The following is a 25,863-nucleotide window of genomic DNA, read 5'->3' as shown; positions in this document are numbered from 1 at the left end:
TGCGAGTTCGGTTGAAGGTGTGATAGCGCTTCCCTATAATCGCGCAAGATTTGTGCAGCTTGCCTTGGTTTGTCGAGGTATTCGCTTGTCGAGCAGTGGGTTTTCATTAGTGAGGTTGGGGATTTTTCCCAAGAGCTATGCAGCGATACGAAACCCAGCGACGAAAAGCCTATATCATTCGACTCGCGATTGCGCAGCTGATCATTACCTTCGTAGGCATGCTGGCAGCCTACTTAGTCGCAGACGTTAAAGGCATGTCATCGGTATTCAAAGGCGCTTTGGTAGCCTTATTGCCCCACGCCTTTTTTATTCAGCGAATGGGGGTTTTTCACGCTAGACGCCGAACACGAGGAGCTATGCACCTGTTTCGTGCTGAAGCAGGCAAGTTTGGTTTGACGGTGGCACTGTTTGTTGCAGTATTTGTTGCAGCGCCTCCCTCAAACCCTGCTTTATTTTTTTACGCTTACGTCGCGGTTGTTCTAACGCATTGGCTCACGCCCTGGCTGATGCCTAGAGATCGCACAACTAATTGAGGTGACATGTCCATGGCCGCAGGAAACGAAGTCTCTTCGACTTACTATATCCAGCACCACTTGCAGAACCTGACCTTTGGTAACCACCCCGTCAATGGCTGGTCACTGGCTAACACTGCAGAAGAAGCACGCGAAATGGGCTTCTGGGCCATTCACTTGGATACCATGGGCTGGTCAATCGCCATGGGGTTGCTGTTTATTTGGGTATTCCGCAAGGCGGGAAAAATGGCGACCACGGGCGTACCCGGTGGGCTACAAAATGCGGTTGAGATGGTGGTCGAGTTTATCGAAAACTTGGTAAAGGCTACTTTCCATGGGCGTAACCCAAACATTGCTCCGCTGGCGCTAACGCTGTTTGTTTGGATTTTGCTGATGAACACGCTGAAGATTATTCCAGTGGATTATTTTCCGGTGTTGTTCGCCAAGCTTGGCGTCGACTATATGAAAATTGTCCCAACGACAGATCCTAATGCCACACTAGGCATGGCGTTAGGCGTGTTTGGCCTGATTATTTATTACAGTCTTAAGGTGAAAGGGGTAGGTGGTTTCGCCAAAGAGCTGTCACTAACCCCTTTCAATCACTGGGCGCTGATCCCTTTCAACCTAGTACTCGAAATTATTGGCTTGCTGGTGAAGCCGCTAGGTCTTGGTCTACGTCTTTTCGGTAACATGTTTGCCGGTGAAGTGATCTTTATTCTGATCGCCCTGCTGCCGTTCTGGGCTATCTGGCTATTGGATGTGCCGTGGGCCATCTTCCATATCTTGGTGGTCACTCTGCAGGCCTTCATTTTTACAACGCTATCGGTTGTCTATCTGAGCGCTGCTCACGAACACCATTAACCTAGCAATAACGTTTTCATTAACCCTCAACCCTTAACCAAAACTTAAACTCAGGAGCTTCATCATGGAAATGGTTTATCTATCAGCTGCCATCATCATCGGTCTGGGCGCACTGGCTACCGGCATTGGCTTCGCTCTATTGGGCGGCAAACTGCTTGAGTCAACTGCACGTCAGCCTGAACTGGGTGACCAACTGCAAACCAAAACCTTCATCATGGCCGGTCTGCTTGACGCCGTTCCGATGATCGGTGTTGGTATTGCGATGTACCTGATTTTCGTTGTTGCCGGTTAATGACAGCTTAGCCGAGCGGCTTCCCGCTCGGTTTTGTTTCACTCCGGTCGCCACGAACTTGTCAGAGGTACATTCCTGTGAATATCAACATGACGCTAATCGGGCAGACGATCGCCTTCGCGATCTTTGTCTGGTTTTGCATAAAGTATGTGTGGCCTCCGATCAGCAACGCGCTTCATGAGCGTCAGAAAAAAATTGCTGATGGCTTGGACGCAGCCAGCCGTGCTAACCGTGACCTTGAGCTTGCTCAAGAGCGCGCTGAGCAGACGCTGCGTGAAAGCAAGGAGCAAGCTTCTCAGATTCTTGAGCAGGCCAACAAACGCTCTGCCCAGATGATTGAAGAAGCCCGCGAGCAAGCCCGTGCCGAAGGCGAACGCCTAGTAGCCAGCGCACGTTCAGAGATCGAGCAAGAAGTGAATCGTGCAAAAGACGAACTTCGTGCCCAGGTCTCTTATCTCGCTGTTATGGGTGCCGAGCGTGTTCTTGAAGCTTCGGTCGACGAACAAGCCCATCGCAAGTTACTCGATGAGCTGGCTGCTGAACTGTAGGGAGGTGAATTATGGCGGAATTACTGACCGTCGCTCGTCCTTACGCTAAAGCAGCGTTTGAATACGCGCGTGATCATGAGGCGCTTGATCGCTGGTCACAGGCGCTGGGCTTTTTAAGCTTAGCCGTCGCTGACAGCGATGTTCGTCGTTTGCTGGGCAGTCCAAAACTCGAGAACGCACAAAAAGTATCGTTGTTGGCCGATATGACACCAGGCGAACAAGATGACGCTTTACAGCGTTTTTTAGATGTTTTGGCAGACCAAGGTCGGTTGATGTCACTTTCATCAATCGCTGCAGAGTTTGAGCACCTTCGTGCCGAACACGAGCAGCGTGTAGAAGTGAACGTCACCTCCGCTTACAAATTAGACAGTAAGCAGAAGACCAAGCTAGCGAACGCGCTCAAGAAACGTCTGAATCGCGAAATCTCCATTACTACTCAGGTGGACAAGTCGCTTATCGGCGGTGTCATCCTACGTGCTGGCGACACCGTTATTGACGGGTCGGTACGTGGTCGATTGAACCGCCTTTCCGAAGCGCTAACCGCTTGAGTCTGAGGGACATGGCATGCAGCAACTGAATCCTTCCGAGATCAGCGACATCATCAAGCAGCGAATTGAGAAGCTTGACGTCGCATCCGAAGCCCGTAATCAGGGCACCATCGTCACTGTTTCCGACGGTATCGTGAAAATTCACGGCCTCGAAGATGCGATGTTTGGTGAAATGATTGAATTCCCCAACAGTATTTTCGGCATGGTACTGAACCTGGAGCGCGACTCCGTAGGTGCCGTGGTACTAGGTGACTACCTGCAGCTTGAAGAGGGCATGACCGCCAAGTGTACCGGTCGTATTCTCGAAGTGCCGGTAGGACCTGAACTGATTGGTCGCGTTGTCGATGCGCTGGGTAACCCCATCGATGGTAAAGGCGAGATTAACGCTAAAATGACCGACGCCGTTGAGAAAGTGGCGCCGGGCGTTATTACCCGTCAATCCGTTGATGAGCCGATTCAAACCGGTCTTAAGTCTATCGACGCCATGGTGCCGATTGGCCGCGGTCAGCGTGAGCTGATCATTGGTGACCGCCAGATCGGTAAATCCGCCATTGCCATTGATGCCATCATCAACCAGAAAGGCAAAGGCGTTACCTGTGTCTACGTCGCCATTGGTCAGAAGCAGTCGACCATTGCCAACGTGGTGCGTAAGCTCGAAGAGCATGGCGCCATGGAGCACACCATCGTGGTTGCCGCTGGCGCTGCGGATCCGGCGCCGATGCAGTTCCTGGCTGCCTATTCTGGCTGCACCATGGGCGAGTACTTCCGCGACCGCGGCGAGAACTCTCTCATCGTGTATGATGATCTTTCCAAGCAGGCCGTTGCCTACCGTCAGGTATCGCTGCTGCTGCGTCGTCCGCCGGGCCGTGAAGCTTACCCCGGTGACGTCTTCTATCTCCACTCGCGTCTGCTGGAGCGTGCAGCACGGGTTAACGCCGACTACGTCGAGAAGTTCACCAACGGTGAAGTGAAAGGCAAAACAGGTTCCTTGACCGCGCTGCCGATCATCGAAACCCAGGGTGGAGACGTTTCTGCATTCGTTCCGACCAACGTCATCTCTATCACCGACGGTCAGATCTTCCTGGAAACCAACCTGTTTAACTCCGGTATTCGTCCGGCAATTAACGCAGGTCTGTCGGTTTCTCGTGTGGGTGGTTCGGCGCAGACCAAGATCATCAAGAAGCTCGGCGGTAGCGTACGTCTAGCCTTGGCTCAGTACCGTGAACTGGCAGCGTTCTCGCAGTTTGCCTCTGATCTTGATGAAGCCACGCGTAAGCAGCTGGAGCACGGTCAGCGTGTCACCGAGCTGATGAAGCAGAACCAGTACTCGCCGATGTCAATAGCCGAAATGGCGCTGTCGCTGTATGCCGCCAACGAAGGCTTCCTGGACGACGTTGAAGTGGACAAGGTGTTGGACTTCGAGCGTGCGCTGCACGACTACATGAAGTCTGAACACGCTGATCTGCTCGACAAGATCAACCAGACCGGCGACTACAACGGTGAGATTCAAGACAGCTTGAAGTCGGGTCTCGAGCAGTTCAAGGCGACTCAGAGCTGGTAATGTCTGGCCCGCCTGCGGGCGGGTTTGCATGCTTTCTGAGAGCCACGAACGAAGGGTAGATCGCTATGGCAGCTGCAAAAGAGATACGCACCCAGATCGGGAGCATTAAAAATACGCAGAAGATCACCAGCGCCATGGAAATGGTAGCTGCATCGAAAATGCGTAAAGCGCAAGATCTGATGAGAGCTAGTCAGCCTTACGCTAAGCAGATCCGTAATGTGGTCGGCCACATTGCCGACGCTAACCCCGAGTACAAGCACGACTATATGGTCGAGCGTAGCGAGGTTAAGCGCGTTGGTTATATCGTGGTTTCCACAGACCGTGGTCTGTGCGGTGGTTTAAACCACAACCTGTTCAAAGCCTTACTCAAACAGGCCAGCGAGTGGAAAAAACAGGGCGCTGAGCAGGATTTTTGCGCCTTGGGCGCTAAGGCCAGCACCTTTTTCCGCAACTACGGTGGCAATTTGGTGGCGGCGAAGAGTGGTTTAGGCGAAGCCCCGTCCGTTGAGGGGTTGATTGGCAGTATTAAGGTCATGCTCGAAGCGTACGATGAAGGACGTCTCGACCGGCTTTACGTGGTGCACAACGAGTTTGTTAACACCATGACGCAAAAGCCTGTGGTTCGTCAGCTTCTTCCACTGTCGCCTGACATGGGCGCAGACGCAGAGCAGGACGACGAAAACGCCCGTCCCGGAAGCTGGGACTACCTGTATGAACCGGATGCCAAGGCGTTGCTCGATAGCCTGCTGGTTCGTTTCATCGAATCGCAGGTGTATCAGGCGGTAGTGGAAAACGGCGCTTGTGAACAAGCTGCTCGAATGATCGCTATGAAAAGTGCCACTGACAACGCAGGCGGCCTGATCGACGATCTGGAGATGGTTTATAACAAGGCCCGTCAGGCCGCCATCACCCAGGAAATTTCTGAGATCGTCGGCGGCGCTGCTGCCGTATAACGCCTAGGGAGCCGACGCTATTAGCGGCTCCCGGCAGACAGGTTTCATTTGCAGGTTTTAGAGAGGAACCAAGATGAGCGGACGTATCGTACAAATCATCGGCGCGGTGATTGACGTAGAGTTTCCGCGGGACTCTGTGCCCAAGGTCTACGACGCGCTGAAGGTCTCCGATGTTGAGACCATCCTCGAAGTCCAGCAGCAGCTGGGCGACGGCGTGGTGCGCACCATCGCCATGGGCTCCACTGAGGGCTTGAAGCGTGGCATGGACGTGGCCAGCACGGGTGCCGCGATTTCCGTACCGGTAGGTAAGGAAACGCTGGGCCGTATTATGAACGTACTCGGCGAGCCGATTGACGAAGCGGGGCCGATCGGCGAGCAAGAACGTATGCCGATCCACCGCAAAGCGCCTGGCTATGCCGACCAAGCGGCCTCTAACGAGCTGCTGGAAACCGGTATCAAGGTGATCGACTTAGTCTGCCCGTTCGCTAAGGGTGGTAAGGTTGGTCTGTTCGGCGGTGCCGGTGTCGGTAAAACCGTTAACATGATGGAGCTTATCCGCAACATCGCCACCGAGCACAGCGGCTACTCTGTATTCGCTGGTGTCGGTGAGCGTACGCGTGAGGGTAACGACTTCTATCACGAAATGACTGAATCCAACGTTATCGATAAGGTATCGCTGGTTTATGGTCAGATGAACGAACCTCCGGGTAACCGTCTGCGCGTAGCACTAACTGGCCTGACCATTGCGGAGAAATTCCGTGATGAAGGCCGCGACGTTCTACTTTTCGTCGATAATATCTACCGTTACACCCTGGCCGGTACCGAAGTATCGGCACTGCTGGGTCGTATGCCGTCAGCGGTAGGTTATCAGCCGACACTGGCTGAAGAGATGGGCGTTCTGCAGGAGCGTATTACCTCGACGAAAACCGGTTCAATCACTTCCGTACAGGCCGTTTACGTACCCGCGGATGACTTGACTGACCCGTCGCCGGCAACCACCTTCTCACACCTTGACGCCACAGTGGTATTGGCGCGTTCTATCGCCGAACTGGGTATCTACCCGGCGATCGACCCGCTCGACTCCACTTCGCGTCAGTTGGATCCGTTGGTCGTTGGTGAAGAGCACTATGCTACCGCGCGCGGTGTGCAGAACGTTCTTCAGCGCTACAAAGAGCTTAAGGATATTATTGCCATTCTGGGTATGGACGAGCTGTCTGATGAAGACAAGCTGGCCGTATCACGGGCACGTAAAATCCAGCGCTTCTTGTCGCAGCCATTCTTCGTGGCAGAGGTATTCACCGGTTCACCCGGTAAGTATGTCTCACTGAAAGACACAATTAGTGGCTTCCAGGGCATTCTTGCTGGTGAATACGACGATATGCCGGAACAGGCCTTCTACATGGTCGGCTCCATCGACGAAGCCGTCGAGAAAGCCAACCAGATGAAGAAGTAATCCCGTCCATTAGGGGGATTCGCTATGGCGAATAGCTTTACTTGCAATATCGTCAGCGCTGAAGCATCCATTTTCTCAGGTACCGTTGAGCAGGTGATTGCTTCCGGGATGATGGGTGACCTGGGTATTCTACCCGGTCACGCTCCGCTGCTGACCGAGCTTCAGCCGGGGCCGGTTCGCGTGATTCACGATGATGGCAAGGAAGAGAACTTCTTTGTCTCAGGCGGATTCATGGAAGTCCAGCCGGATGTGGTGACGATACTAGCCGACGCCGCATCGCGTGCCAGTGACCTTAATGAAGCCGCTGCAGAAGAAGCGCGTCAGCAGGCGCTGAAAGCCTTTAACGAGAAGTCATCGGAGCTCGATTACACTCGGGCTGCCGCTGAACTTGCCGAAGCCGTTGCTCAGTTGCGAACGATTCAGCAACTGCGCAAAAAGGCGGGGAAAGGCTAACACCCACGCTCTTGGCGTGTGTCCAACGCTTAAACCCGCTATTAGGGTTTAAGGGGCGTTTTTTTATCTGGCAGTATGATAAGTAAGTATATGAAATTAGTAATCAAGTAGAATTAAGCTGGCAGCACGGCATCAGTCTGCGTGAATGGGGAGAGCTATGGCACTGAATGATGAAAGCCTACAGGAGTTAAAAGCCGAACTGCTCGACGAGTTGGTCAAGGAGGTACCGAGTAAAACGTTGCTCTCCTTGCGTTTGGCCGAAACCCGGTCAGCGGATATTGGCGAAATCCTCGAAGAGATGATTGAGGACGACGAAGAGCTGCCTGCGGCGCTCTCACTGCTGGATATCCTCTCTGCTGAGCGTGCCGCCAACGTATTGGGCTATCTCCCTGGTGAAACCCAGCTTGAGGTGGTTGGAAAACTGGATGATAGCCAGGTGCTCAAGCTGCTGGAAGAGATGGGCTCTGACGAACGTGCCGACCTGTTTAACCTGCTTAGTGAAGACCGCCGCGAAGCACTGCTTCGACGCATGGCCCATCGCGAGCGTGAAGACCTAAAGCGGCTTGCCAGCTACGAAGAGGGCACCGCAGGCGCCATCATGACCTCTGACTATGTCTCCATAGCCAGTGGCATGACGGTGTCACAAGCGATGATGCGGGTACGCCAAACCGCCCCGGACGCGGAAACGGTCTACCAGCTGTATATTCTGGATAGCGATGGCCAACTGATCGGTACCATGTCGCTGCGCCAACTGATGGTGGCGCGCCCTGGCGCCATTGTCGATGACATTATGATCAAAGATGTTATCAGCACCCGGGTCGATGATGCCCAGGAGGATGTGGCGCGTATTGTGGCGAAGTACGACCTGTTAGCCCTGCCAGTGATTGATGGCGATGACCGTATGGTTGGCATCGTGACCCACGATGATGCCATGGATGTGGCGGAATCTGAGGCCACTGAGGATTTCCACAAAGGGATGTCGATTGGTCAACTGGAGGATGGTGTTAGCCGTGTACGGCTGTGGAGCCTTTACCGTAAGCGGGTAACCTGGCTGGTACTGCTGGTCTTTGCCAATCTATTTTCAGGCGCCGGGATTGCCTACTTTGAGGAGACCATTGCCGCTCAAGTGGCACTAGTGTTCTTTTTACCGCTGCTAATCGGCAGCGGCGGTAATGCCGGGGCTCAGGCAGCCACGCTGATGGTGCGCGGTATGGCGACCGGGGATGTAGGTGTTAAAGATTGGGGGAAACTACTTGGCCGTGAGCTACTCGTGGCAGGCTCGTTGGGTATTACCATGGCGATTGCGGTAACGCCTATTGGTATCATGCGTGGGGGCGAGGCGCTAGCGATGGTGGTTGCCTTGAGTATGGTCACTATCGTGCTGTTTGGTAGCCTGTTGGGCATGTGCCTACCCTTTGTACTCGAGCGCTTTAAGGTCGACCCTGCCACAGCCTCGGCACCACTGGTGACTACGCTCATCGATGCCTCTGGGGTAGTGATCTACTTCAGTATTGCCACCCTTATGCTATCCGGTCTGTGAACAGGCGTTTAAACACCCTAGGCTTTGTTTGAAAAGTCGGCGAGCGAAGGCAAGACAAGGCAAAAATCGGCGAAAAGACGGATCGGACTCGCGCACGAGCCGATTTTTAACGCCGTATGGTCGAGCGCAGCCAGTTTTCAGACAAAGCCTAACGCATTGAGCTGCTTGCTGCGCGGGTAATAAACAGCACCTCTACGTGGCCAAGCCATTCAATATCGCTCGCCAGCGCTTTTAGCTGGCTGGCGAGGCACTGGGGCGGCTGATGCACCGCGTCATCAATGATGAGCGATACAGACACCTTATCCTCCAAGTAGTGCAACTGAAGCTCGTTCAGGGTGCGCCACACCGGGTGTTTGTACCAACGTGCATCCAGGGCTGCTTCGACTTCAGGGCGGAGAGGAAGGCCGGGAAGGCGGCTGGGATCACCCGCCCCGGCGTCGTCTTCCGGGTCAACGTGAAAGATCACATCGGTCAGCGCGGGGAACTCATGGCGTAGGCGGCGGCTCACTTCGTTGCCTATTTCGTGGGCTTCCGACACGGTTATTTTCGGCCCCACCACCACGTGCAGATCGACCATTACCCAGCCAGCCGATTGACGGGTGCGCAGGTCGTGGACGCTATCTACACCGGGTACGCTGCATGCTACGTCATGCATCTGATCCTGAACATCTTCCGGCAGCGCGGTATCGACTAGCTCGCGAGCCGACTCCCACAGTAAGTCCAAACCTACCTTGCCGACCAATAAACCCACGATAATAGCAGCCACGGCATCCAGCCAGCCTAAACCGAACTGGGCGCCTACCAGTGCCACCAGCACCACGGCGGTGGAGAGCGCATCGCTGCGGGAGTGCCAGGCGTTGGCCTCGAGTAACTTAGACTTTACCCGTTTGGCGACCCGCATGGTGTAGCGAAAAATCCACTCTTTGCTAAACAGCGCAATGACGGTAATCACGATTGCCAGCGCGCCTGGGGCATTAACGTCGGTACCGCTAAACAGACGATCCAGACTCGACCAGGCAATCGCGCCAGCCACGAAAATCAGCACGCTTCCCAGTAGTAGCGTCGTCAGGGTTTCAATTCGGCCATGGCCGTAGTGGTGGTCTTTATCGGGTTCCTGGCGCCCATAGTGAATGGCCGCCAGAACAAATCCATCGGTGACTAAATCAGACAAGGAGTGAATGCCATCGGCGATCAATGCCGCTGAACCGACCATAAAACCGACCGTGACTTTGACGATGCTTAACAGGCCATCCAGCCAGGCACCGATGTAGGTAACACGCTTGGCTTCCTGGCTAAGTTGCGCTTGATCGTGAACCACTGGCGTTTCGATGGTCTGAGTCATGGGTACCTTGCAAGGACGCACGCATTCAATAGACGCCTATTGTAGCGCACTCCTTATATTCGCTATAGCCTCCACTGCGTTCAAGCTGTGAAACGGCATGTTTGCGTGCCAGTGGCGGATAGTGTCAGTAAAAGCGTGTCAGCAAAGGCAATGGCGGACAACGAATAAACGGATGTGTATCCTTAAGCGCCATTGCAAACCATCAAATTGTTTTTATACACAGGATTTTTTATGGATTGGCTCCAGGTGGTGGTGTTAGCGATTGTTCAGGGCATTTCAGAATTTTTACCCGTTTCAAGCTCTGCCCACCTGATTTTGGTGCCCGTTCTGACAGATTGGCAAGACCAAGGCTTAGCCTTTGATGTGGCACTACACTTAGGTAGCCTCTCCGCGGTGATTATCTATTTCCGCCAGGAAATTTGGCAAATGGTAGTGAGCAGCCTCGCTGCGATCAGCGGTAAAGGGGTGAACGAAGACGCGCGACTGGCCTTATGGGTGACATTGGCCACTATCCCAGTGGGTATTATTGGCTTACTGCTGCACGATGTTATTTCTCACTATATGCGCTCTACGTTGATTATCGGCTTCAGTTTAATTGGTTTCGGTCTATTGTTGGGATATGCCGACTGGCGTAAGCAGGGTACGCGAAGCGAGTACCAGTTGCGTTTAAAGGATGTGCTGATTATTGGCGGTGCCCAGGCGTTGGCGCTGATCCCCGGCACGTCACGCTCGGGGATTACTATTACAGCGGCGCTAATGGTGGGCATGAGCCGGGAAGGCGCTGCGCGTTTCTCTTTCTTGTTGTCGATTCCGGTGATTGTGTTGGCGGGTGGTTTGGAAGCCATCGGTCTTGTTAATGCGGCGCACTCTATCGATTGGGCCGCCATGCTAGTGGGTACGCTACTATCAGGAGTAAGCGCTTACTTGTGCATCCACTACTTCCTGGTAATTATAAAAAAATTGGGAATGCAGCCCTTTGTGATTTACCGCGTGCTGTTCGGCGCCTGGCTGCTGTGGTTCTTTCATTTTTAAGGGCTTCATTTTTAGGCAATGCAACGATGAAAAAAATTAAACAGGAATTGTGTGTTGAACGCAGTACAAGATGGCGACGCGCAGTGACCGTGATGGGCCTTCTATTGGGCTTAGTGGTCAGCGTGGCCGGTTGCTCAGAGAGCGATCGCCCGCTGGAACCACCGGTACGCTTTGAGGGCAATATTTTTGGCACCTTCTATCAGGTGACCATTATGGATCCGCTTACTCAGGGCGAATCTCTTGAGCTGGAAGCGGGCTTCAAAGCCGAGCTGGAGAGCGTTGACCAGGCGATGTCCACTTACCGTGATGATGCCGAACTGATTGCGTTTAACGAGGCCCCGTTGGAGGAGTGGCAGCCGCTCTCTAATGAGCTGATTGAGGTGTTGGCGATCAGTCAGTCAGTGGCTGAAGCCAGCCATGGCGCTTTTGATATTACTGTAGGCGACCTGGTTAATCTTTGGAGCTTTGGCCCTGGCGCAAGGCCTGAAGAGGTGCCCGCTGATGATGTCCTGGCTGAGCGACTTGCCCAGGTAGGTTTTGATGCGGTGGAGGTCGATACACAAAATATGCAGGCACGGCGTACTCGCGATGTGTTTGTCGACTTGTCTGGCGTTGCGAAAGGCCATGCTACCGACCGGGTAGCCGCTTACCTGAATCAGCAGGGCATCGAGCACTATCTGGTTAATTTAGGCGGTGATCTGATTGCACGTGGAGTGCGTGATGAAGACGAACAGACGCCTTGGCGAATTGGCATTGAGGTACCCGAGGATGGTCAGCAGCGAGCCCAGCATATTATTCCACTAGAGAGTATGTCAGTGGCCACCTCCGGTGATTACCGCAACTATTTTGAAGTCGACGGCCAGCGCTTCTCGCACACTATTGATTCGCGCACGGGGCGGCCGGTGACCCACCAGCTTGCCTCGGTGTCGGTTTTTCATCCCTCCAATGCCTGGGCGGACGCCTGGGCGACGGCGCTATTAGTGGTTGGCGAACAGGAGGCGATGCAACTTGCCATTGAGAACAATCTCAAAGTACTCCTGCTGGTGCGCGATGGCGAGCAGTGGCGCAGTATTGCCAGTCCTGAATTTGGTAACTACTTCGGTGAAACATTGGTCGATGAGCTGGGCATTGAGCAATTTTCAGTTGCTCCATTAACAGCCACCAGCCCCGACGGCCAACCGGTAACAGGTGAATAATATGCAAGAACTGGATATCGTCATTCTCGCCGCGGGAAAAGGCACGCGGATGCATTCACAAATACCTAAAGTACTTCACACCCTGGCGGGTAAGCCTATGGTGCAGCACGTGCTGGATACCGCTTTAGGGTTGCAACCGGATCGCACCCATGTGGTGATTGGCCATGGCGCTGACCAACTGCGCGAAGCGCTGGCAGAAAATACTGTGCAGTTTGCCGTGCAGGCCGAACAGAAGGGCACCGGGCACGCGGTGGCCCAAGCACTTGAGCAGTTAGGTAGCGGTAAGGTATTAATCCTTTACGGCGATGTTCCTTTGCTGCAGCGGGAGTCCCTGAACGAGCTGTTGGCCTATGTGGATGAACATCACATGGGGCTGTTGACGGTAACGCTAGCTGACCCTACCGGCTATGGACGAATTGTGCGCGACGACGCAGGTGATGCCGTAGCGATTGTTGAGCAAAAAGATGCCAGTAGCGCCGAGCTTGCCATCACCGAATGCAATACCGGCATTATGGCCATGACCAGCGCCCAGCTTAAACGCTGGTTGCCACAGCTCTCAGACAATAATGCCCAGGGCGAGTACTACCTAACCGATGTGATTGCCCTGGCCGCAGCCGAAGGCATCAAGGTATGCACCGCCCAACCGGCTACCGCCGTTGAAGTGGAAGGGGTTAACAACCGAGCTCAAATGGCCCGCTTGGAGCGCGTTTATCAACGCCAGTTGGCTGATAAGTTAATGGCCAAGGGGGTAGCCCTCGCCGACCCTGAACGGCTCGATGTGCGCGGGCGTTTAACCTGTGGACACGATGTGTTTATTGATGTGGGCTGCGTATTTGAAGGCGAGGTTGAGCTAGGTGAAGGCGTGCGGGTTGGCCCTTACTGCGTGATTAAAAATAGCACCATTGGTGCGCAAAGCGTGATAGATACCCATAGCGTGATAGATGGCACCGTGGCAGCGGGCTTAAATCAGATCGGCCCCTTTGCGCGGCTACGCCCCGGTACACGCATGGCGGTAAAAGCCAAGGTCGGTAATTTCGTAGAAACCAAAAACGCCGACGTTGGTGAAGGTAGCAAAATCAATCACCTAAGCTACGTTGGTGATGCTCGCTTAGGGCGTGACGTGAATGTGGGCGCAGGTACCATTACCTGCAACTACGACGGGGCTAACAAGCACCTCACAGAAATTGGTGATAATGCCTTTATCGGTTCTAACACTGCTTTGGTCGCGCCTGTTTCGGTAGGCAAAGGGGCCACTATTGGCGCGGGTTCCACGATTGCCAAAGATGTCACCGACTACGCTTTGGCCGTCACCCGTGGCCGCCAGTTAGAAAAAATTGACTGGCTGCGCCCCAGCAAACGTATAGAGCCATAGCTCTAAAAAACATATCTTTAAAAAAATATAGTGCTAAGAATCATTAAAAAGCCGTATTCCTATCTTACCGCCTGGGTAATACCGTTTAGGCGTTTTATAGGTTGGTAAAAACTCAGGAGAGTCGTTATGTGTGGCATTGTGGCCGCCGTTGCCCAGCGCAACGTCCAAGAAATTCTATTAGAAGGACTAAAACGCCTGGAGTATCGCGGCTACGATTCGGCCGGTATGACGGTGTTGAGTGAGGGAGTATTAACCCGTCATCGTGCGCTTGGTAAAGTGGCGGCGCTTGCTGCACGGTTGGATACGGCCTCACTACCGGGTTTTTCGGGCATTGCCCACACTCGCTGGGCAACCCACGGTAAACCCTCTGAGGCCAATGCACATCCGCATCACAGCAGTGATCAGGTTGCCGTGGTGCACAACGGTATTATTGAGAATTACGAGCCGATAAAAGAAGGCTTGCAGCGTAGTGGCTATGTGTTTAGCTCTGAAACTGATACCGAAGTGATTGCTCACTTACTCTCCGAAAAACTGGCTGACGGCCTAACGCTGTTCGATGCTACCCAGCAGATCGTTAACCGCTTAGGCGGTGCCTACGCACTGGGCGTCATGTGTGCTCAACAGCCGAGCGTGGTGGTTGGCGCGCGCCAGGGTAGCCCGCTAGTGGTCGGTGTAGGCATTAATGAGGCCTTTTTAGCCTCTGACCCACTGGCGTTGCTGCCGGTGACGGATCGCTTTATTTACCTTGAAGAGGGTGATCTGGTTGAGCTTCGCGATCAGGGGGCCATTCGCATCGTGGATCGCCAGGGTAACGACGTTGAGCGTCCTATCCATACCTTTGAGCACGGCGATGGTGCGTCCAGTAAGGGCGACTACCGCCACTATATGCTCAAGGAGATTTTCGAGCAGCCAGCGGTGATTGAGGCGGCATTAGAGGGACGGCTAAGTGCTCAAAGTGTGTTAGTGGAGAGCTTTGGCCCGGATGCGCTGGGGCTTTTCCAGCGCACTCGCCACGTCCATATCATTGCCTGTGGAACCAGCTACCATGCGGGGCTGGTGGCGCGCTACTGGTTAGAGCGCTACGCGGGGGTGCCGGTGCAGGTCGAAGTGGCCTCCGAGTATCGCTATCGCCACCCAGTGGTGCCTGACGGTACGCTGTTTGTCACCCTCTCCCAGTCCGGCGAAACCGCCGATACGCTGGCCGCGCTACGCTTTGCTAAAACCCTCAACTACATTGGCTCGCTGGCGATCTGCAACGTGCCCGGTAGTTCGCTAGTACGTGAGTCTGACATTACTCTAATGACCCGTGCAGGCCCTGAAATTGGCGTGGCCTCCACTAAAGCCTTTACCACTCAGCTTATCGCGCTAATGCTGCTGACGCTTTCGGTCAGTAAAGCTAAAGACCAGGCCGAATACCCGGATATTATCGCGGCACTGCGCACGCTGCCCGAGGTGTGTCAGCGGGTGTTGGCGCTGGATGGCAACATCGAAGCGCTTTCCCAGGCGTTTGCGGAAAAACAGCACGCCCTGTTTCTTGGACGTGGGGCTCACTATCCGATTGCCCTGGAAGGGGCATTAAAGCTTAAAGAGATCTCCTATATCCATGCCGAGGCGTATCCCGCCGGGGAGTTAAAGCATGGCCCGCTGGCGCTGGTGGACAGCGAAATGCCGGTGATCTCGGTCGCCCCCAACGACGACTTGCTTGAAAAGCTAAAATCCAACCTTCAGGAAGTCCGTGCTCGCGGGGGGCAGCTGTTTGTATTTGCCGATGAGAGCGTGGGTATCGATACTCAGGAAGATGTTCGCGTATTGACTCTGCCGCATGTTCACGAAGCGCTTGCGCCGCTGCTGTATACCCTGCCGCTACAGCTATTGAGTTACCATGTGGCCGTGCTCAAAGGCACCGATGTAGACCAGCCCCGTAACCTGGCCAAGAGTGTAACGGTAGAGTGATTTAGGCATCAGTCTTTATATCGAGTTAAGCCCATAAAAATACTTTACAAGATGCGGCAATACGTCGCATCTTATGCGCAACCGTTGCGTTGCAGCATGTGGTTAGGGTGCTTATTATCGTGGCGGTCTTTCTCCCTCCTGATTGGATAACACTGCCATGAAACCACCAAACGTCCTCGTAACCCGGCATTATGCTAGCCGGGTCGCTTGGCTGTTGCTCGCCTGCACGCTTTTTGTCTTTCCTTCTCTCTCTTATGCCGCCGCCGGGCCCCTTGATCTTACTCTTTCGCTTGCCGGTATCTCTTCTGTCGTGATCTTCGTGCTCGCCTATGCGTTGGTGATGAGTGAAGAGCTACTGCATATGCGTAAGTCTAAGCCGGTGCTGGTGGCGGCGGGGCTTATCTGGGCGCTAGTGGCCTGGGTCTACGTACAAGCGGGGATGCCGGAAGAGGCGGAAACCGCCTTCCGTGAAACGCTGCTTGAGTACGCTGAGCTGCTGCTGTTTTTGTTGGTGGCGATGACCTATATCAACGCCATGGAAGAGCGCCGCGTATTTGATGCGCTACGCTCCTGGCTGGTGCGCAAAGGCTTTAGCTATCGCACTCTGTTCTGGATTACCGGTGTCATGGCATTCGGTATTTCAGCAATCGCCAACAATATGACCACTGCCATGCTGATGTGCGCTGTAGTGCTCAAAGTGGCTGAGGGTGATAATAAGTTCATTGGGATTTGCTGTGTCAACGTCGTGGTGGCTTCCAACGCAGGGGGCGCCTTTAGCCCGTTTGGTGATATCACCACGCTGATGGTATGGCAGGCGGGGCAAGTACCGTTTGAAGGTTTCTTCGCGCTGCTGATTCCCGCGATCGTTAATTTCATGGTGCCTGCGGTGATCATGAACTTCTTTATTGTTAACCGTCAGCCTGCCTCCCTTAAGGAAAACGTCTGGCTCAAGCGGGGTGCCCGGCGCATTATCGTGCTGTTTTTGATCACCGTAGCGATCTCGGTGCTGTGTCACTCGATTCTCTACCTACCGCCTGCCATGGGCATGATGTTTGGTTTAGGCCTGCTGCAGTTCTTTGGTTACTACCTGCGCCGCAGTCTGCCACGCTCCCTTGAACGCAAGCGGGAGCGCTACTCCCGCCGGGGCGATTGGAAGAAGCTGGAGCAGTTGGGTAGCGTGGTACCCTTCGATATTTTCAGCCGTATCGCCCGCTCCGAGTGGGATACGTTGCTGTTCTTCTACGGGGTTGTCATGTGTGTCGGTGGCCTGGGTTTTATGGGCTATCTCAGCCTGCTCTCCGAAACGCTTTACGGTAGTTGGAACCCGGTGTGGGCCAACGTGGTGCTGGGGCTTATCTCGGCGGTGGTGGACAACATCCCGGTGATGTTCGCGGTACTCTCCATGGCCCCGGATATGAGCGAGGGTAACTGGCTGCTAATAACGTTAACCGCAGGTGTGGGGGGAAGTTTGCTCTCCATGGGTTCTGCTGCTGGTGTTGCCCTTATGGGCCAGGCGCGGGGAATTTATACCTTTGCCGTTCACCTTCGTTGGGTACCCGCGATATTGTTGGGCTATGTCGCTAGCATTGCCACACATCTTTGGATCAATGCTGCGTTGTTCTAGGCGATCTGTTTCCAAGAAATAGTGGTGCGTTAACACCTCAAACGCCCTTCACCGAGAAATCGGTGAAGGGCGTTGGCATTTTATGGATTCAGGATTTAAAAAGCGTTAGCGGTGAGACGTTAGAGGTCGTGGCCGGTAATGACTTGGCAAATGTCGGCGAAACTTTTCGCCATAGGCACTGGGTTAATCTCTTTACCCACCGCATTTTGGATATCGCTTGCTGAAATAATGCCGCGAATTCTGAGTTCGTGGTGATCATTTTGCTCAGTGATTAACAGGTGCTGATCGGTCACCGCTTCCATCGACAGTACCAGATCCTCAATGGTGAGCGAAGCCAACTGGGCGACAGGCATGGCGCTAAGCTTGTGCCACGGCGTCATAATCATTTCGGCAGTCACCTCGTTGCGGGTAAGGTTACGCTGCTGCATAGCGATGTTAATACGCCGGGTACCAATCACTTCTTTCGAGGTGATGATGCCGATACAGTGCGCGTGATGATCCATCACGAACAGCAGTCTTACGCCGCTATACCGCATCTTCAGGTGTGCTTCGTCGATGGGGGTATCGGCATCGACGGATTGAGGCATTACTTGGGAAAAGTCGGTCAGCACGGTCATGGCTGGGCTAGTAGGCTGTAGCCGACGCGCCGCAGGTTTGGCGAGTAGCGGCGCTGAACCGAGTTGAATTAAGGGTTTCGGTGAAAAGGTAACTTGGTTCATCAGGGGAACCTCCATAGGGAGAAAAGAGGGAGCCGTGGGTATCTGGCTCACCGTGCATCTCCACAGTTGCACGCAATTCTTATCGCAACCTTAAGGGAGGCGTAAACTACCCCTGAGTACACAAAGAAAGTGTTAGGGCCTGTTGACGTTTCATCGCGAACCGCGCTGGAGATAAATTCGTACGCGCAAGCCTCTACTAGGAGCGTCTTCAAGCTGAAGGGTGCCGCCGTGACGTGTCACCAATCGCTCAACGATGGAAAGCCCTAACCCTGAGCCCGCGCTGGAGCCCGCTCGCTGGAAGCGCTCAACCACTTTTTTACGTTCATTGCTGGGGATGCCGGGGCCTTGATCGTCGACTATTAATTGAAAACCCTGTGGCGTCGTTGATAGCGTGACACTGATAGTGCCCTGTCTAGGCGAGTGCTGGATGGCATTACCGACTAAATTCTGTACCAGCGTTTCAATGGCGCCTGGTTCTTCTAATATTGTCCAGTCCGCCTGGTCATCTGCATTTAGCAGTAGCTGTTGTTCGCGTTTAGCGGCCAGCGGTGAAATCTTGGCCAAGGTTTCACGCACTTCACTTAGCAGGTGGCTGGTGCGGTACTCTGGCTGTGACTCCTCTTCAGGCTCCAGGCGAGCCAGGGTTAAGAGCTGGGTGACCAAACGCGTTGAGCGTGCGACGCCACCGCGCAGGTGATTGAGTGCTTCCTGACGATCTTCAAGATTATCGGCCGTCAGGGCATTTTGAGCGTGTAGATCCAGTACCGCTAAGGGGGTGCGTAATTCATGGGCGGCATCGGCAATAAAACGATTTTCACGTACGCGCATTATGCGAATTCGTTCTAACAAACGGTTGAGTGCTCCGGCAATAGTGTCTAACTCTTGAGGCAGAGGGCTAAGCGTCAAAGGCTGCAAATTGTGCGGATCTCGACTGCGAATCTGCTCAGCCATGCGTGACAGCGGTGCCAAGCCCCAGCCAATTGACCACCATAGCAGAGCTGTGAGGAGCGGAAGGCCTATTAAGTCGGGCAGCAGGGTACGTAGCGCTACCGCCCTGATCAGTTCGCCACGTACGTCTTCGCGCTCGCTAACGACAATTCGCTGGTCAGAGTTACTGACATCAAGCACATAAATACGCCATTCGACCTCATCAATAGAGTGACTATTAAAGCCAGCGGGAAGGGTCGCCAGCGGCGCCTCGGGGGCATTGGCTGAGCGCAGCAAGAGGCGGTTCTCTTCCCATAGCTGAAAGCCCATTTGGCTGTCCGTCCGGTGTCCTGCAAAGCGGCGATCGGATCTCGCCGCATTTCCCAAGGCCTTTTCTAGACTGCCAAGCAGCCCGTCGCGAGCCTCCTTCGGTAGGGGAGCTTGCAGTAGACCTTCTAATAAGCGTGCGTCCTGTTCGAGGCTGGCGTCGTACAGTGCTTCAATTTCATGGGCAGCATAGCGATAACTGATAAAACCAATCACCAGCATGCTAATGCCAAATACCAGCAGCGCCAGTCCCAGAGTGCGTTGGCGAATAGAGCTCATGAGTGCTCATCCTGATCCGCTTTATCCATGACGTAACCAATGCCGCGCAGCGTGCGAATCAAGTGAGGAAAGAATTTTCGCCTAAGGTGATGCACATGGACTTCAATGGCGTTGCTCTCTACGTCTTCATCCCAGCCATAAACCAGGCGCGTTAGCGTGTCGCGAGTAAATACACGCCCAGGGTGGCTCATAAACTCTTGCAGTAAGGTTAGCTCACGGCGCGATAACGCCACGAGTTTCCCCTGGTAGCTAACCTGCATGGTCAAAGGGTCTAGGCGAATACCTCGGCACTCCAAAGCACTGTTTACCTGGTCGCTGCTACGGCGCAACAGGGCGCGTAGGCGTGCTTTTAACTCAGCGACTTCAAACGGTTTGGTTAAATAGTCATCGGCACCCGCATCCAGTCCTGCGATGCGTTCATCGACGGCATCACGAGCGGTTAACACTAAAATGGGGACGCGGTTGCCCTGTCGTCGAACGGCTTCCAGTACCTGCATACCATCCATGCGCGGCAGCCCCAGGTCGAGAATAACCACATCAAAGGGCTCACCCTCCTTTAATGCGGCTAAGGCAGTAACGCCATCGCTAAGGTGATCCACTGTGAAGTTCTCGGGCTTTAAAGCCAAGCGAATACCCGAGGCTAAGCTTGGGTCGTCTTCTACCAGCAATATGCGCATGGCGGAACGGTTACTCCTTCAAAATAAGTCGCCACCCTATAAACCTTGAAATAAGTATTGATAAGGGTGGTGTACAAAGGCTTAGGCAGTCAGGATGAGGTTATAAATTGTAGGCTAATAACGTAGCACGCTTTATGACTCCTTCGGAGCTTCTGCACTTGATTGATCAACCATGATGTCTCAGTACCCTTCAAGCACCTTAAACGTAGTTCCCTGCCCGCCAGAGAAGCGACGCGAGGCACTGCTAATGCTTGCTGCTGCCCATGACCCCGCCCAGCAATCGGCCCTGAGCGCTGCTGTAAAGACAATGTACAATCAGTCAGATACTCAGTGGGAAGGGCTATGGGTAATACTTGAGGCGGGGCAGGTAACGGCCGCTCTCTGGGTACAACGTCTGCCCATGAATATGGCGCAGCTATGGCTACCAAAAGCAGGGCTACCGCAAAAAGCGGCAGATCCCGCACCTTTACTGTTAGATACGGCTCGCCAGTGGGTGAAAACGCAAAATATTCGTCTATGTCATCTGGAGCTTTCTTCCGAAGCCGCCAAAACAGAAGGGCTGTTGGTTAAACACGGTATGCAGCGGTTAGTCTGCTTGGAGTATTTAATCGGTAGCACTCACCGCCGGTTAGCGATGAATGAAGCATTGCCGCTGTCCCTGCAGCCCTTTGGGGAGCTTTCTCAGGCGGAACAACTGAGTCTGTTAGCCGAAGTGGGAGAGGGGTCGCTGGATAGCCGCCCCCTTCGCGACATACTTTCAATTAAAGAGTTATTAGCCGGGTTTTATCAACAGGATCCCCAAGCGCCACAGCACTGGTACGTCGTCGGCTTTCAAAATGTCGTAGTAGGCGTGCTACTACTGGCGCCACGCCCGGCGTTAGGCCGCTGGGAGTTAATGTTAATGGGCCTAACACCGACATGGCGTGGCAAAGGCTTGGGGCGTTCGCTGTTAAATAAAGCCCTGGCGCTCGCCCAACAGGCCGGTGTACAGGAAGTGGCGCTGGGCGTTGATGACGTTAATTTCCCGGCCAAACGGCTTTACCTGCAGGCGGGTTTTAGAGGCTATGCACAGCAGCGTTTATTAGCGTGGAAAGGGGGTGGCGAGAGGGGCGAAGCGCCCAAATAAAGGCTTGATAGCGACTATTGGATACATCAGCGCGCTTAGTAGCATTTTCTTGCGCTTTACGTTGCCGGTATACTAGTTCTATACGCACGTCTTGGCGTCTCGGCGGTGCATCATCGATGTTGGCGTTACCGCACATAGGGTTTGAGACAGCAGTTGAGACAGAGATTGATAAAAAACGTTTTATGACAATACTCAAGAGGTGGTGAGAGTGAAAGCTAAGCTGATCATGAGCGGGCTGGCGGCCCTCGGCTTCATGGCGGGCACATCCAGTGTTTATGCCCAAGATGACGCCGCACGTGATGCGATTGCCGAGCGTTTGGCGCCGGTGGGTCAACTCTGTTTACAAGGCCAAGACTGCGGCACCGCAGCGGCACCTCCTAGCGATAGCAGCAGTGGCGGTGATATCGACGGTGAGGGCATTTACGGTAATGTGTGTAGCGCTTGTCACGAATCGGGCGCGGCTGGTGCGCCTATCCGTGGTGATGAAGAGGCCTGGGCTGAGCGCACTGAGCAAGGCTTTGCCACGCTGCTAGAGCACTCTATCAATGGTATTGGTGCCATGCCTGCTCGTGGTGGTAATCCCAACCTCTCAGATGAAGAGATGGAAGCAGCCACTGCCTATATGGTTGAGCCGGTTATGGAAGTGCCCGAGTTGAGTAGCGGTGACGAAGCTGCTGCAGACGACGAAGCGTCTAGCGGCGAAGGTGCCGCCGATGAGGCTGGTAGCGAAGAGACCGCTGCTGCTGACGGTGAAGAAGCGCCAGCAGAAGAAGCAACGGCTGCTAACGACGACGCAGCGAGTGAAGAAGGCGCGGCGGCAAGTGAAGAAGAGAGCGGCGGTAGTGATTTGGATGGTGCGGCGCTTTACGCAAGCTCTGGCTGTGCAGCATGTCATGACAGCGGCGTTGCCGGTGCACCGGCGGTGGGCGATGCAGATGCATGGTCTGAGCGTCTAGACAAAGGTAGCGACGAGCTATATGCCAGCGCTATTAATGGTATTGGCGCAATGCCGGCCAAAGGCGGCAACCCGAACCTTTCTGATGAAGAAGTGATGGCCGTTGTCGATTATTTAATGGCTGAAGCGCAGTAGCAGTAAGTCGTTCCGTTAAGCAGCACTGATTTAGCTTGGTAAATTTATCCACAGGGTGTTTTAGTCGCCGCCCTGTGGATATTCTTGTTTCAAAGGCCTCGTTTTAAAGTCCCAGTTTTATAACTCCCGCTGTATCAGCCTAGCAGCGAACGCAGCCCGGCAATGGCGTCTTTGCCGCGGGCCTGTTTCTTATCCGGATCCTCTTTATCCGCGCGACCTTCCCACTCTAGATCTTCCCCAGGCAACTCGTCTAAAAAGCGGCTGGGCGCACAGTCCATTAGTTCACCGTAGGCTTTACGCTGGCGGGCAAGGGTCAAGGTTAGCGTGCGCCGCGCCCGGGTGATGCCTACGTAGGCGAGTCGCCGCTCCTCTTCTACGGTACCTACTTCGATGGCGTTGCGGTGGGGCAGCAGATCCTCCTCTAAGCCCATCAAATAGACATGGGGGAATTCCAACCCTTTAGAGGCGTGCATGGTGAGTAGTTGCACGCGATCGGAGTCATCCTCTTCCGCCTGCTGCTCCAGAATATCGCGCAGCACCAGGCGCGAAATAGCTGCTTCCACGCCGTCGGTTTCGGTCTCTGTGGCGTCGGCACTCTCTTCAGGGTCGCGGTTAAGCGATTTCTCTAACTGGTCGATCAAAATCCATACATTAGCCATGCGCCGTTCGGCAACGGTGGGCGCGCTGGCGTTTTGATATAACCACGCTTCGTAATCCATATCCCGCAGCATGTCGCGTATGGCGGCAATGGCATCGCCCTGATCCATGCGTTTACGCACGCTGTCGAGAAAGTGGGTAAAGCGCGACAGCCGCTCCACGGCTCGGGTCGGTAATACCTGCTCCAATCCCAGTTCATGGCAGGCAGCAAACAGCGAAATCGAGCGCTCGGTGGCGTAGTTGGCAAGCTTCTCTACGGTGCCTGGGCCCACTTCACGCCGCGGCACGTTCACGATGCGCAAAAAAGCATTGTCGTCGGCGGGGTTTATTAGCAGGCGCAGGTAAGCCATGGTGTCCTTGATCTCGTTGCGCGAGAAAAACGACGTGCCGCCGGAGAGCTTGTAAGGAATCTGGTAGTGCTGCAGCTTTAGCTCTAGCAAACGGGCCTGGAAATTACCGCGATAAAGCACCGCAAAGTCCCGCCATTCGGCCTTCTCTTTGATGCGCCGGGTAAGCATTTCGCTGGCGACTCGCTCAGACTCGGCCTCTTCATGGCGATTGACGATGACCCGAATAGGCGCGCCGTCGCCCATATCTGACCACAGCGTCTTCTCATAAACGTGGGGGTTATTGGCGATCAGCGTGTTGGCGGCGCGCAGTATCGTGGCGGTAGAGCGGTAGTTCTGCTCCAGTTTGATGACTTTCAAGCGCGGGAAATCTTCACCCAGGGTAATCAGGTTTTCAGGCCGGGCGCCACGCCAAGCGTAAATCGACTGGTCATCATCGCCTACCACGGTAAAGGTGGCGCGTTCGGCCATCAGTAGTTTCACCAGCAGATACTGGGAAACGTTGGTGTCCTGGTACTCATCCACTAGCATGTAGTGGATTTTGCGCCGCCAGCGCTCTAACGCCTCAGTATCGTTTTGTAGCAATACCACTGGCAGCAGAATCAGATCGTCAAAATCCACTGCGTTGTAAGCTTTAAGGTGGCGCACGTAGGCTTCGTACACCCGGGCGGCGAAGTGCTCATCATCATCTGAGGCAAACGAAAGCGCATCGCTGGGCAGCACTAAATCGTTCTTCCAGGTGGAGATTTTGCTCTGTACGGCGTTGATCTGTTCGGCGTCCACCTGGGCGTCTTTGTTCATTAAATCGCGCAGCAGTGCCTTGGCGTCTTCCGGGTCGAAGAGTGAAAAGCCCGGTTTGTAGCCCAGGGTTTTCAGCTCGCCGCGAATAATGTTCAGCCCCAGGGTGTGGAAGGTGGAGACCGTTAGCCCGTGGCCCTCTTTGCCGTGAAGCATCTGACCCACACGCTCTTTCATCTCCCGGGCGGCTTTGTTGGTAAAGGTCACCGCGGCGATTCTGCGCGCGCTCATCCCGCATTCTTGAACCAGGTAGGCAATTTTGGTGGTGATCACGCTGGTTTTACCGGAACCTGCACCCGCCAGCACCAGGCAGGGGCCATCGATATAACGCACCGCTTCCTGCTGGCGCGGGTTCAGCCCTTTAATCCGGCTAAGAATGCTCTTGGGCGTTGCAGGCGTCATGGCGTGGGTGATCCTCTGCGAGAGTTGCTGGGCGATTTCGATTACAATCGGCGGCGCTTGGTCAATGCATAATGGGCGAACAATAGGCAGGTGGCGATGTTTGAAGTAGCGCTTTTTGAACCGCGCATGGCGCCCAATACGGGCAATATCATGCGCTTGGTGGCCAATAATGGCTGCCGGTTACACCTGATTGAGCCGCTGGGCTTCGACCTGGAGGAGAAGAAGCTGCGCCGCGCCGGGCTGGATTACCGCGACCTGGCTAACGTCACTCGCCACGCGGATTTTAACGCCTTTCAAGCAGCGATGCAGGGGCGGCGCATCTGGGCGATCACTACCAAAGGTACGCGCCGCTACAGCGATGCCGACTTTGCTCCAGGCGATGTACTGCTGTTCGGCTCGGAAACCGGCGGGCTTTCATCCCAGGTGCACGAAGCGCTAGACGCTGAGCACAAGCTGCGTCTGCCCATGCAGCCCAACAACCGTAGCCTGAACCTCTCCAACGCCGTGGCTATTGTGAGCTACGAGGCGTGGCGCCAGCAAGGTTTTGCTGGCGCAGGGCAAGCCTAATCAGTGAGTAATGCCGTAGCGGTCGCGATACGCTCTGATCGCTTCGGCGTAGGCAAGCATTTCAGCACCAGCGTGCTCTTCAAGGTAAGTGAGTACTTGCTCTAAGGTGACGATACTCACTACCGGCATGGCGTACTGAGCCTGCACTTCCTGAATCGCGCTCTGCTCGCCTTGACCGCGCTCCTGGCGATCAAGCGCGATGATAACGCCAGCAGCGCGGGCACCGCTCTGCTCAATCAGCGTCATCACTTCGCGAATCGCGGTGCCTGCGGTAATCACATCATCAATGATTAAAATATCGCCTGCTAAAGGTGCGCCAACGATATTGCCCCCTTCTCCGTGGGTTTTGGCCTCTTTACGGTTAAATGAGTAGGGCATATCCAGATCGTGATGATCGGCCAAGGCCGCCGCTGTAACGGCTGCGAGCGGTATACCCTTATAGGCCGGGCCAAACAGTACATCGGCGTTTAAATCGCTATCGACAATCGCCTGGGCGTAAAAACGCCCCAGCTTGGCCAGCGCACGGCCGGTCTGAAACAAGCCGGCGTTGAAAAAGTAGGGGCTAATGCGGCCGGATTTAAGCGTAAACTCGCCAAACTTAAGCACGCCCTGCTCAATGGCAAAGGCAATGAAATCGCGCTGGTAGGGTTGTAGAGTGGTAGCCACGGTATTCCTCACTAGGCGGTAGGTTTAAATCGGCACGAAAG

24 protein-coding genes are annotated in these 25,863 nt (G+C 54.4%); 18 read left to right on the top strand and 6 right to left on the bottom strand.

The window, feature by feature from the left end:
* The first annotated feature begins 137 nt into the window (after positions 1-137).
* From OM794_RS23075 to mgtE, 10 genes are all read left to right on the top strand, one after another.
* A complete protein-coding gene (locus OM794_RS23075; protein WP_226248972.1) occupies positions 138-533 on the top strand; it encodes an ATP synthase subunit I in 396 nt (131 codons plus the stop codon).
* 12 nt (positions 534-545) lie between these two features.
* A complete protein-coding gene (gene atpB / locus OM794_RS23070; RefSeq protein WP_226248973.1) occupies positions 546-1,373 on the top strand; it encodes a F0F1 ATP synthase subunit A in 828 nt (275 codons plus the stop codon).
* Positions 1,374-1,437: 64 nt separating this feature from the next.
* Positions 1,438-1,665 (top strand): F0F1 ATP synthase subunit C, encoded by a 228-nt coding sequence (gene atpE / locus OM794_RS23065; protein WP_007112217.1) that lies wholly within the window; start codon positions 1,438-1,440, stop codon positions 1,663-1,665.
* A 77-nt stretch (positions 1,666-1,742) separates the two neighbouring features.
* Positions 1,743-2,213: a F0F1 ATP synthase subunit B gene (locus OM794_RS23060; RefSeq protein WP_064232398.1), complete on the top strand. Its 471-nt coding sequence runs from the start codon at positions 1,743-1,745 to the stop codon at positions 2,211-2,213.
* An 11-nt stretch (positions 2,214-2,224) separates the two neighbouring features.
* Positions 2,225-2,761 carry a F0F1 ATP synthase subunit delta gene (locus OM794_RS23055; RefSeq protein WP_226248975.1) on the top strand — a complete coding sequence of 179 codons (537 nt, stop codon included), beginning with the start codon at positions 2,225-2,227 and terminating at the stop codon, positions 2,759-2,761.
* 16 nt (positions 2,762-2,777) lie between these two features.
* Entirely contained in the window at positions 2,778-4,322 is a 1,545-nt protein-coding gene (gene atpA, locus OM794_RS23050; protein WP_226248980.1) for a F0F1 ATP synthase subunit alpha, read from the top strand.
* A gap of 65 nt (positions 4,323-4,387) precedes the next feature.
* Positions 4,388-5,275 (top strand): F0F1 ATP synthase subunit gamma, encoded by an 888-nt coding sequence (atpG, locus tag OM794_RS23045; protein WP_007112221.1) that lies wholly within the window; start codon positions 4,388-4,390, stop codon positions 5,273-5,275.
* Positions 5,276-5,348: 73 nt separating this feature from the next.
* Positions 5,349-6,728 carry a F0F1 ATP synthase subunit beta gene (atpD, locus tag OM794_RS23040; protein WP_226248982.1) on the top strand — a complete coding sequence of 460 codons (1,380 nt, stop codon included), beginning with the start codon at positions 5,349-5,351 and terminating at the stop codon, positions 6,726-6,728.
* A gap of 24 nt (positions 6,729-6,752) precedes the next feature.
* Positions 6,753-7,181, top strand: coding sequence for a F0F1 ATP synthase subunit epsilon (locus OM794_RS23035; protein ID WP_226248983.1), 429 nt, complete (start codon positions 6,753-6,755; stop codon positions 7,179-7,181).
* A gap of 157 nt (positions 7,182-7,338) precedes the next feature.
* The gene (gene mgtE / locus OM794_RS23030; protein WP_226248985.1) at positions 7,339-8,721 is read left to right on the top strand and encodes a magnesium transporter; all 1,383 of its coding nucleotides are present in this window, start codon (positions 7,339-7,341) and stop codon (positions 8,719-8,721) included.
* Positions 8,722-8,869: 148 nt separating this feature from the next.
* On the opposite strand, the gene OM794_RS23025 is transcribed toward mgtE, so the two are convergent.
* Complete coding sequence (locus OM794_RS23025) at positions 8,870-10,063, bottom strand: cation diffusion facilitator family transporter (protein WP_226248987.1); 1,194 nt, start codon at positions 10,061-10,063, stop codon at positions 8,870-8,872.
* 231 nt (positions 10,064-10,294) lie between these two features.
* Between OM794_RS23025 and OM794_RS23020 the strand changes: the two genes are divergently transcribed.
* The 5 genes from OM794_RS23020 (at position 10,295) to nhaD (ending at position 17,240) form a co-directional block, all read left to right on the top strand.
* Positions 10,295-11,095: an undecaprenyl-diphosphate phosphatase gene (locus OM794_RS23020; RefSeq protein WP_226248990.1), complete on the top strand. Its 801-nt coding sequence runs from the start codon at positions 10,295-10,297 to the stop codon at positions 11,093-11,095.
* A 26-nt stretch (positions 11,096-11,121) separates the two neighbouring features.
* Positions 11,122-12,291, top strand: a complete 1,170-nt coding sequence (locus OM794_RS23015) for an FAD:protein FMN transferase (protein WP_413229651.1) — start codon at positions 11,122-11,124, stop codon at positions 12,289-12,291.
* 1 nt (position 12,292) lies between these two features.
* A complete protein-coding gene (gene glmU, locus OM794_RS23010; protein WP_226248992.1) occupies positions 12,293-13,663 on the top strand; it encodes a bifunctional UDP-N-acetylglucosamine diphosphorylase/glucosamine-1-phosphate N-acetyltransferase GlmU in 1,371 nt (456 codons plus the stop codon).
* Positions 13,664-13,789: 126 nt separating this feature from the next.
* The gene (glmS, locus tag OM794_RS23005) at positions 13,790-15,616 is read left to right on the top strand and encodes a glutamine--fructose-6-phosphate transaminase (isomerizing) (protein WP_226248994.1); all 1,827 of its coding nucleotides are present in this window, start codon (positions 13,790-13,792) and stop codon (positions 15,614-15,616) included.
* Positions 15,617-15,773: 157 nt separating this feature from the next.
* Positions 15,774-17,240, top strand: a complete 1,467-nt coding sequence (gene nhaD / locus OM794_RS23000) for a sodium:proton antiporter NhaD (RefSeq protein ID WP_226249001.1) — start codon at positions 15,774-15,776, stop codon at positions 17,238-17,240.
* 119 nt (positions 17,241-17,359) lie between these two features.
* On the opposite strand, the gene OM794_RS22995 is transcribed toward nhaD, so the two are convergent.
* From OM794_RS22995 to OM794_RS22985, 3 genes are all read right to left on the bottom strand, one after another.
* Positions 17,360-17,959, bottom strand: coding sequence for a CBS domain-containing protein (locus tag OM794_RS22995; protein ID WP_226249011.1), 600 nt, complete (start codon positions 17,957-17,959; stop codon positions 17,360-17,362).
* A 150-nt stretch (positions 17,960-18,109) separates the two neighbouring features.
* Positions 18,110-19,492, bottom strand: a complete 1,383-nt coding sequence (locus OM794_RS22990) for an ATP-binding protein (RefSeq protein WP_226249013.1) — start codon at positions 19,490-19,492, stop codon at positions 18,110-18,112.
* Positions 19,489-20,169, bottom strand: coding sequence for a response regulator transcription factor (locus OM794_RS22985; RefSeq protein ID WP_226249014.1), 681 nt, complete (start codon positions 20,167-20,169; stop codon positions 19,489-19,491). The genes OM794_RS22990 and OM794_RS22985 overlap by 4 nt, the downstream gene beginning before the upstream one ends.
* Before the next feature lie 172 nt (positions 20,170-20,341).
* Between OM794_RS22985 and OM794_RS22980 the strand changes: the two genes are divergently transcribed.
* Together OM794_RS22980 and OM794_RS22975 are read left to right on the top strand one after the other, a co-directional pair.
* A complete protein-coding gene (locus OM794_RS22980; RefSeq protein ID WP_226249016.1) occupies positions 20,342-21,295 on the top strand; it encodes a GNAT family N-acetyltransferase in 954 nt (317 codons plus the stop codon).
* A gap of 208 nt (positions 21,296-21,503) precedes the next feature.
* A complete protein-coding gene (locus tag OM794_RS22975) occupies positions 21,504-22,385 on the top strand; it encodes a c-type cytochrome (protein ID WP_226249018.1) in 882 nt (293 codons plus the stop codon).
* A 134-nt stretch (positions 22,386-22,519) separates the two neighbouring features.
* Here the strand turns inward: OM794_RS22975 and rep are convergent, their stop codons facing one another.
* Positions 22,520-24,589 (bottom strand): DNA helicase Rep, encoded by a 2,070-nt coding sequence (gene rep, locus OM794_RS22970; RefSeq protein ID WP_226249020.1) that lies wholly within the window; start codon positions 24,587-24,589, stop codon positions 22,520-22,522.
* A 96-nt stretch (positions 24,590-24,685) separates the two neighbouring features.
* Here rep and OM794_RS22965 point away from each other — a divergent pair, with 96 nt between their 5' ends.
* Positions 24,686-25,156 (top strand): tRNA (cytidine(34)-2'-O)-methyltransferase, encoded by a 471-nt coding sequence (locus OM794_RS22965; RefSeq protein WP_226249022.1) that lies wholly within the window; start codon positions 24,686-24,688, stop codon positions 25,154-25,156.
* Here the strand turns inward: OM794_RS22965 and pyrE are convergent, their stop codons facing one another.
* Positions 25,157-25,822, bottom strand: a complete 666-nt coding sequence (gene pyrE / locus OM794_RS22960; RefSeq protein WP_226249024.1) for an orotate phosphoribosyltransferase — start codon at positions 25,820-25,822, stop codon at positions 25,157-25,159.
* Between the last annotated feature and the right edge of the window lie 41 nt (positions 25,823-25,863).

It is taken from the genome of Halomonas sp. BDJS001 (genome assembly GCF_026104355.1).
Lineage (GTDB): Bacteria > Pseudomonadota > Gammaproteobacteria > Pseudomonadales > Halomonadaceae > Vreelandella.
Note: the sequence above shows the minus strand (reverse complement) of the source record. Positions and strands in the feature narration are given on the sequence as shown.

Excerpts from the sequence above, each read along its gene's own strand:
- OM794_RS23075 (WP_226248972.1), top strand. The coding sequence starts at position 138 with ATGCAGCGATACGAAACCCAGCGACGAAAAGCCTATATCATTCGACTC.
- atpB (WP_226248973.1), top strand. The coding sequence starts at position 546 with ATGGCCGCAGGAAACGAAGTCTCTTCGACTTACTATATCCAGCACCAC.
- atpE (WP_007112217.1), top strand. The coding sequence starts at position 1,438 with ATGGAAATGGTTTATCTATCAGCTGCCATCATCATCGGTCTGGGCGCA.
- OM794_RS23055 (WP_226248975.1), top strand. The coding sequence starts at position 2,225 with ATGGCGGAATTACTGACCGTCGCTCGTCCTTACGCTAAAGCAGCGTTT.
- atpA (WP_226248980.1), top strand. The coding sequence starts at position 2,778 with ATGCAGCAACTGAATCCTTCCGAGATCAGCGACATCATCAAGCAGCGA.
- atpG (WP_007112221.1), top strand. The coding sequence starts at position 4,388 with ATGGCAGCTGCAAAAGAGATACGCACCCAGATCGGGAGCATTAAAAAT.
- atpD (WP_226248982.1), top strand. The coding sequence starts at position 5,349 with ATGAGCGGACGTATCGTACAAATCATCGGCGCGGTGATTGACGTAGAG.
- OM794_RS23035 (WP_226248983.1), top strand. The coding sequence starts at position 6,753 with ATGGCGAATAGCTTTACTTGCAATATCGTCAGCGCTGAAGCATCCATT.
- mgtE (WP_226248985.1), top strand. The coding sequence starts at position 7,339 with ATGGCACTGAATGATGAAAGCCTACAGGAGTTAAAAGCCGAACTGCTC.
- OM794_RS23025 (WP_226248987.1), bottom strand. The coding sequence starts at position 10,063 with ATGACTCAGACCATCGAAACGCCAGTGGTTCACGATCAAGCGCAACTT.
- OM794_RS23020 (WP_226248990.1), top strand. The coding sequence starts at position 10,295 with ATGGATTGGCTCCAGGTGGTGGTGTTAGCGATTGTTCAGGGCATTTCA.
- OM794_RS23015 (WP_413229651.1), top strand. The coding sequence starts at position 11,122 with ATGAAAAAAATTAAACAGGAATTGTGTGTTGAACGCAGTACAAGATGG.
- glmU (WP_226248992.1), top strand. The coding sequence starts at position 12,293 with ATGCAAGAACTGGATATCGTCATTCTCGCCGCGGGAAAAGGCACGCGG.
- glmS (WP_226248994.1), top strand. The coding sequence starts at position 13,790 with ATGTGTGGCATTGTGGCCGCCGTTGCCCAGCGCAACGTCCAAGAAATT.
- nhaD (WP_226249001.1), top strand. The coding sequence starts at position 15,774 with ATGAAACCACCAAACGTCCTCGTAACCCGGCATTATGCTAGCCGGGTC.
- OM794_RS22995 (WP_226249011.1), bottom strand. The coding sequence starts at position 17,959 with ATGAACCAAGTTACCTTTTCACCGAAACCCTTAATTCAACTCGGTTCA.
- OM794_RS22990 (WP_226249013.1), bottom strand. The coding sequence starts at position 19,492 with ATGAGCTCTATTCGCCAACGCACTCTGGGACTGGCGCTGCTGGTATTT.
- OM794_RS22985 (WP_226249014.1), bottom strand. The coding sequence starts at position 20,169 with ATGCGCATATTGCTGGTAGAAGACGACCCAAGCTTAGCCTCGGGTATT.
- OM794_RS22980 (WP_226249016.1), top strand. The coding sequence starts at position 20,342 with ATGATGTCTCAGTACCCTTCAAGCACCTTAAACGTAGTTCCCTGCCCG.
- rep (WP_226249020.1), bottom strand. The coding sequence starts at position 24,589 with ATGACGCCTGCAACGCCCAAGAGCATTCTTAGCCGGATTAAAGGGCTG.
- OM794_RS22965 (WP_226249022.1), top strand. The coding sequence starts at position 24,686 with ATGTTTGAAGTAGCGCTTTTTGAACCGCGCATGGCGCCCAATACGGGC.